The organism is Microcystis sp. LE19-195.1E, assembly GCF_027532095.1.
GTDB lineage: Bacteria > Cyanobacteriota > Cyanobacteriia > Cyanobacteriales > Microcystaceae > Microcystis > Microcystis aeruginosa.
In genome coordinates, this window is record NZ_JAPZSZ010000038.1 from 1 (window position 1) to 5,957 (window position 5,957).

A 5,957-nucleotide genomic window follows, 5' to 3' on the forward strand; every position below is an offset into this window, starting at 1 on the left:
TGAAATGGGGCGAAAGTCTGTGGACTCTGTGTAAGACAGTACATGGTTTTTTAACTGTGGTATGCGACGGTGGTGGAAGCAGAAACTTAAATCGTGAGGTTTAGGAATCGCCGCACTTTTAGGGCGGCGAGGATGTCAAGAGTTTACTATTTCCTCCTTAGAAAAAGTTGATAATCGGTTCACCTGGCTTGGCATTTATAAAGGTCGATCCCGTTTGTCGTTTCTCGAATCGTTCCCGAGTTTTCACGTAGGCGAGATCGGGTAACGACACATAGCCTACACTGTCCACGTATTTCCACGAATTATCCACAAAGAAACGCACGAAACGTTCAACCGAAGGTTTGCTATCCAGTGCCTTCTTGCTAACGTAAATGAAGAGGGGACGAGTCAGGGGACTATAGGTATTGCGCTTGACGTTCTCCAAAGGAATGGGCTTAACACACTCTTTGCCCTCGAGATTTTCTAGCCCGACCACGTTTACCTTGTCTTGATTTTGCATTACGAAAGCGATCCCCGCGAAAGCGAATCCGTTGGCATTGCCGATGACTCCCTGAATCAGAGTATTTTGGTTAAAGCTGGGCGTATAATCGCTCCGAATATTCCCTCTTCTCTTGGTGATCGATTGGGTGAAATAATCGGTCGTTCCCGCGTCCACAGGAGGCGCAAATAACAGAATTCTCTCTCTGGGAAATTTAGGATTAACTTGATCCCAAGTAACGATTTTTCCTTCGGCTTCTGCCTCCCAGAGTGTCTTTAACTCTTTTCGAGTTAGGCACTTGAGAAACTTATTGTTTTTGTTCGCTACCAACGCCAGACCGTCCAGCGCCATGGGTAGCTCGATGTACTCGATTCCCGCCCTCTTACAGGCTTTCGATTCCGATTCCCGGATGACACGGGAAGCGACCCCAATATCGATGCTACCGTTACAGAGCCGGGTAAATCCCCCACCTGTACCGCTAAAGGCCACCCCGACGCGGGCGTTGGGATCGACTTTTTGGTATTCTTCGGCAACGGCGAGCGCTAGGGCGAAACCCACGGCCCCCCCGTCCAAGCTGACCTGTTGTTCCCCGCCTTCCGCTCTGCTTGCCCTGAGCCAAGTCGAAGGGTCGGCACAACCGGTCATCCATTGGCCTATCAGTAAGAGGGGAATTAGATAAAAAAGACGGAATTGTTTCATAGACTTGAAGAGAGATTGATAACAATATCGGTGAGGGCTTTTAGTTGGGAGAATTTCCTCTGATTTGGTCGAAAATAGCTCCCTTCGCTAAAAACTCGTTACTGATCAAAGGCCAACCCCCTAAATCTTGGGAGCTAAACAGCGTTTCCACGGGGGGTAATTTGGCTTCGGTGGCGATCGTGATAAAGGGATTGACCGATCGATAGCCCAATTTGGCGAATTCCTGTTGTGCCGGCTCGGAATAGAGGAAATCCACAAAGGCCTCGGCCACCTCTCGCGTGCCGTGTTTATCGACATTTCTATCCACCACCGCAACGGGATTATCGATCGAGATATTGACCGAAGGGACGAAGTAACTGATGTCGGGTTGATTTCTGCCCTCTAGAATTACCTCGTTTTCGTAGGTGACTAAAACATCCCCCTTTCCCTCTTGGAAAAAGGCATTGCTGGCTTCCCGTGCATCTCTAGCTAGGGTGGGAATCTTTTCATAGACTTGGCGGACAAAATCCAATGCCTGTGCTGGTTCGCCCCCCGTTTGCGTCACCGAACCCCAGAGGGCTAATAACTGCCAAATAGCGATCCCGGAAGTTTTCGGATCGGCGGATAGAACTGTAACGTCCTCTCTAGCCAGATCCGCCCAGGATTGGATATTTTTCGGATTTCCCGCCCGCGTCACAATCGCCGCAACCGATTGACTCACCACTCCCCTTCTCGGAACCCGCTCTTCCCAACCGCGATGGATTAACCCCGCGTCGGCGATGCGCGTCACGTCTAGAGGTAGGGCTAGATGTACTACGTCCGCCTCTTGTTTCCCGGCGAGCACGTCATCGGCCTGGGCCAGGGAGCCGCCGTAACTGCGCTCGAAAATGACTTTTTGGTTCCGCTCTTTTTGCCATTTCTCGACGAATTTCGGGATAATCTGGTCGTGAGCGGCTTTCGTGACCGAAAAGGAAACGAGATTTAATTTCACCTCTGGTTTTGAGCCGATCCCCCCGGACGTACAGGAAGCGAGCGCGATCGCAACCAGCAATCCCAATACCAAGAAGGATACAAATCCCCGCCGCGATAGCGAATGGAAGGGACGAAACAGCGATCGAATTGACAACAGTGATACATTCATCGGGATTTTCTCGATAAGGTTGATCTAAACCAACTAATTTTTTCTTCTCTCTTCCTGAATTTTGACTCCCGTGGGAGCCGGAGATTGGCGATTTTTACGGGGGTCTAATTTACCCGATGGGAATCAACAGGCGATAGGAGCCGTTATCGAGAATAATCCGTAGGCCCAACCACATCAGCACAAAGGGGAAAAGCTTACTCGCATAACGGCTGAGGACAACCGCGATCCCCGGTTGGCGGGTTAGATTATAGGAGAGAAATAACCAAGTACAAACGATTAGATAGCAGATCGGGATGATTACGGCTAACTGCGCCACGGTACTATTGGCGAATAGGGGAATGTAGATACCGAGATTATTGCCGCCATTGGATATCGTGACCGCGGAAACTTTATAGGTTTGGCGATCGCTGAAGACTTGACCGAGGGATAGTCTGCGGGAGGCGAATCCGTGAAATCGGGCGTTTCTTCGCAAATTCACCTTGCGATCTGCGGTTTCCCTCTCGTTATCGCGATTTAACGTCAGTAAATTTCTCACACCGATGAGGATCGGCAAGATTCCGAGAAGACCGATATAAATCGGCGGGATGATTAAGCCGAGTAGAAAACCCAGCAAGCTCACCGATACTAAGGCCGTAAACCCGACTAGCTCGCCGACGACAACGTGAACCGGGCGAAAGGTACGATTTACCTCGCTAAAGAAGCCGGTTAGATAAATATTGTCGTCGAAGGTGGTGGCTATGCCGGTGGCCACCGCGATTTTGACGATTTCGATCAACCAATCCATCCATACCACCTCGATCTCTCAAATGCGGGCGCAATTTCACTTTAAAACTATATCATTTTCAATACATTTATAAATGTACTTTGTTACACAATCGAGGAGTCGTGGATTTTTATAGTATGTAGATAAAACTAATGGAACCTCTCCCGATCAAGTTGGGAAACCCTTCCCTCTTGTCTCCTTTCCCGATAATAAATCTTGTTTTCTGCGAGAAATCCCATGCTCCACCGTTCGATCAAGTGTCTCTGGAAACCGTGGCGAAATTGGCGGGCAGTTCTTCCCGCAGTGCTTTTTTTGACCAGTCTCGTCGGGAGCTTTCTCCTGGCTGGATTTTCCGACACGAACGCAAAGCGCTCGCTACGCGAGATCGCCGTCGGTCAAAATTCTCGATCCGATAACCCGATTCTGAACCTCGTCGATAGCTTTAAATTCCCCCGAAATACGACTCCCCGGCTATTGGAAACCGTGGGATTATTTATCGCTGGAATTCTCTTCTGTATCGCGATCGATCGCTGGTTCAAGCGCTCGACCCCCTCCGATATCACTCCTCTCGCCAAACAAGCGCGGCGGTTAGGAACCCTCAAGATCGGCTATCCCGAGGGCATGACCAATCTGGAAGTTCTCCGCGCCCAGGCCTTTCTGGAAAGACGCTTAAAACCCTTTGGGGTGACGGTAACGTGGACGAGTTTTCTGGCCGCTTCCTCTCTGATCGAGGCCTTGAGCAACGGAACGATCGACTTCTGCGGTGGTGGCGGTACGGCGAGTATTTTCTCGCAAGCGGCGGAACACGTCTTCGTCCGGGTAGCCAAAGAAAAATATACCGCCCCGAAAGGTCAGGCGATTCTCGTGCCTGAGGATTCGCCAATAGAGACGTTGGCGGATTTAAAAGGAAAAAGAATCGCCTTCGATCGAGGTTCGAGCGCCCATTACGTCCTCATCCGCGCCCTGATGAGAGTGAATCTAGAATTAAGCGATATCGAACCGGTGTATGCGACTCAACCGGAAGCACTGGTGCTTTTTCGTCGCGGTGAGATCGACGCTTGGGTGGTCTGGGTTCCCTATTCCCCCACGGAGACGCGCACCTATCCGGGAAGATCGGTGGCGGATCTAGAGAGTATATTCGGGGAAAACGCCTCTCTAGAAGTGCCGACCTATTATTATGCGGTTCCCGAATTGGTGCGGGATTATCCCGATGTACTGAAGGTGATTTTAGAAGAGGTGAACGAGGCGGGGGCCTGGGCGAAACAACAGGAGTTAGAGGCGACGAGACGCTTGGCAGCCCACCACGAGATCGATCCGGCGATCGTGACTAATCTCGAACAACGGGCCTCTGAACGTGCCATTATCCCAATCGACGATCGCTCTCTGACGGCCCTACAACACCAAGCTCATATCTTCCGAGACCTGAAGCTGATCCCCCATCGGGTCAATGTGCGCGACGGAACCTACACCCTACAGACGAAACAAAATTGGACCTATTAATAGTTAGTAAAAGTATAGTCAAATATAGACAGACTGAATTCCATTTCAGAAATTCCTTAAAAAATAGGGAGTATTTTCAGATCACTGATTATACTAAATCCGTTGAGTATAGGCTACATATCAGGATAGGCAAGAGGCAATAGGCAAAAGGAGGAATAAATAATCAGTTTTTAATAACAGGATTTAGTATTACTGTTCACTGAAAATACTCCCCACACCCTGCCCCCAGGAAAAACTTTTTCCACATACCCTAACTAACTCAACGCTTCAAAATAATCACGAATTTGATGATGTCGCCCGGATTGACGCAGTTTTTGCAAAGCTTTCAACTCAATTTGTCGTACCCTTTCCCGGGATAATTCCAAAGTGCGACCGATATCGGCTAAAGAATGGGATTTACCATCGAGAAAACCATAGCGCAATTCAATCACTTGTCGTTCGCGAGTGGTTAAATCTGCCAATAGTTCTCTGATATCTCTTTGCAAAGATTCATAGACAAAATGATTTTCTGAAGACACTGCTTCGATTTCCAAAAGGTCTAATAATTCCGTATCTTTTTCCTTACCCACTTTTATTTCTAAGGAAACCGAACGCGGCACTGTCATCAACAATTCCCGCACAGCTTCAGGAGTCAGAGCTAACTCTTGGGCAATTTCCTCTACGGTCGCAGTGCGACCGCGCATTTGCGAGATTTTCCGTTGTGCCTTCTTAATTCTGTTGAGTTTTTCGGTAATATGAACCGGTAAGCGAATAATCTGGCTTTTCGTTGCGATCTCGCGTAGCGAGCGCGTTGCGACCGCTCTTGTCATTCCTTGACGGATCCACCAGTAGGCATAGGTACTAAAACGATAGCCTTTGGTGGGATCAAATTTCTTGACGGCGCGTTCTAAACCCAGGGTTCCCTCTTGAATCAAATCCAATAATTCTAAACCGCGATTCTGATATTTTTTGGCCACCGACACCACCAGACGTAAATTGGCCTTGATCATCTGTTCTTTGGCACGGGTACCAAGGGCAATAATTTCTTCTAATTCCCCCACTTCTAAGCCCGCTAGGTGCGCCCAACGCTGTTTCCCTGCTTTTAAAGCATTTTTAACTCAGACACCCTGATTTGGGCGGTTTTTGCCCAGCGTTCTAGGGAGGGACGATGGGCTAATTGAGCGGTTAGCTGATCGCGCACCTCAATTAACTTGACAAATTGCTGTACTTGTGCATCACCTTGTTTAACGGCGGCGGCGCATAATTTCAGTAAAGACAGTTGACATCCTCACCGCCGTAAACGGACGGTGATTCCCAAACCTCACGATTTAGGTTTCTGCTTCTTTCCCGAAGGATTTTTCGCACCTGCCTTAACAGATTTACTCTGTTCTGGTCTTATGGTCGCTCTACAGACTGAC

General features: G+C 49.0%; 4 protein-coding genes and 1 pseudogene. 1 reads left to right on the plus strand and 4 read right to left on the minus strand.

Annotation, left to right across the window (positions count from 1 at the left end):
- Positions 1-157: 157 nt before the first annotated feature.
- The 3 genes from O9300_RS02715 to O9300_RS02725 all read right to left on the minus strand — a co-directional run bounded on the left by O9300_RS02715 (position 158) and on the right by O9300_RS02725 (position 3,081).
- Positions 158-1,177, minus strand: a complete 1,020-nt coding sequence (locus O9300_RS02715; RefSeq protein ID WP_002776018.1) for a PstS family phosphate ABC transporter substrate-binding protein — start codon at positions 1,175-1,177, stop codon at positions 158-160.
- A gap of 40 nt (positions 1,178-1,217) precedes the next feature.
- Complete coding sequence (locus tag O9300_RS02720) at positions 1,218-2,297, minus strand: sulfate ABC transporter substrate-binding protein (protein ID WP_287969899.1); 1,080 nt, start codon at positions 2,295-2,297, stop codon at positions 1,218-1,220.
- A 109-nt stretch (positions 2,298-2,406) separates the two neighbouring features.
- On the minus strand, positions 2,407-3,081 hold the full coding sequence (locus tag O9300_RS02725) for a cadmium resistance transporter (protein ID WP_002763668.1): 675 nt from the start codon (positions 3,079-3,081) through the stop codon (positions 2,407-2,409).
- A gap of 216 nt (positions 3,082-3,297) precedes the next feature.
- On the opposite strand from O9300_RS02725, the gene O9300_RS02730 reads away from it, so the two are divergent.
- Positions 3,298-4,560 carry a sulfonate ABC transporter substrate-binding protein gene (locus O9300_RS02730; RefSeq protein ID WP_190719889.1) on the plus strand — a complete coding sequence of 421 codons (1,263 nt, stop codon included), beginning with the start codon at positions 3,298-3,300 and terminating at the stop codon, positions 4,558-4,560.
- 254 nt (positions 4,561-4,814) lie between these two features.
- Here O9300_RS02730 and O9300_RS02735 read toward each other — a convergent pair.
- Positions 4,815-5,818, minus strand: a pseudogene (locus O9300_RS02735) (sigma-70 family RNA polymerase sigma factor); the annotation flags it as partial.
- Positions 5,819-5,957 lie beyond the last annotated feature (139 nt).

Excerpts from the sequence above, each read along its gene's own strand:
- O9300_RS02715 (WP_002776018.1), bottom strand. The coding sequence starts at position 1,177 with ATGAAACAATTCCGTCTTTTTTATCTAATTCCCCTCTTACTGATAGGC.
- O9300_RS02720 (WP_287969899.1), bottom strand. The coding sequence starts at position 2,297 with ATGAATGTATCACTGTTGTCAATTCGATCGCTGTTTCGTCCCTTCCAT.
- O9300_RS02725 (WP_002763668.1), bottom strand. The coding sequence starts at position 3,081 with ATGGATTGGTTGATCGAAATCGTCAAAATCGCGGTGGCCACCGGCATA.
- O9300_RS02730 (WP_190719889.1), top strand. The coding sequence starts at position 3,298 with ATGCTCCACCGTTCGATCAAGTGTCTCTGGAAACCGTGGCGAAATTGG.